This window comes from Ruegeria sp. AN6 (assembly GCF_056540425.1).
In genome coordinates this window covers 1-511 of the sequence record NZ_JBQFWR010000057.1, presented here as the reverse complement: position 1 = coordinate 511, position 511 = coordinate 1, and the positions used below count along the sequence as shown (strand labels likewise).

The 511-nt window shown below is 62.8% G+C and carries 2 protein-coding genes; one reads left to right on the top strand and one right to left on the bottom strand.

What is annotated here, in order from left to right; all coding sequences use genetic code 11:
- A partial coding sequence (locus ACR0MQ_RS23020; RefSeq protein ID WP_480611315.1) for a Sua5 family C-terminal domain-containing protein occupies positions 1-110 on the top strand: 110 nt, incomplete at its 5' end.
- On the opposite strand, the gene ACR0MQ_RS23015 is transcribed toward ACR0MQ_RS23020, so the two are convergent.
- Positions 111-511: YqgE/AlgH family protein (locus ACR0MQ_RS23015; protein ID WP_480611312.1), on the bottom strand; the 401-nt coding region annotated here is incomplete at its 5' end.

Here is a 511-nt window from a genome sequence, read left to right as displayed (position 1 = left end):
GCCTGAATGAAACCGGACGTCCGACCGCCGTCTCACCGACCCCCGATCATGGGCTGGGGGCTGCGATCAATGACCGTCTACGCCGCGCCGCCGCGCCGCGCGACAGTTAGCTAGGCACGGCCTGCGCTGGCCGATAGGGTCAGCGGGTCGACACCCAGCGTAGCCAGGGCCTTTTCCCATTTGTCGTCATCGGGCACATCGAACACCAACTCCGAGGATGCATCCGCCGTCAGCCAGCCATTCATCGCGATCTCATCCTCCAGTTGGCCGGGGCCCCAGCCGGAATAGCCCAGCGTCAGCATCGCGTTCAGCGGGCCACGCCCAGCGGCCATATCCTCCAGCACATCCAGCGTGGCCGTCATGCTGAAGTCATCCGAAATCTGCATCGAATGCAGGTTCGCATCGTAGTCGGAGCTATGCAGAACAAAGCCACGCGACATCTCGACCGGGCCTCCAAAATGCACCAGACGCTCGCCTATGATAGGAATGCGACACGGGATGTTGAGCTGCC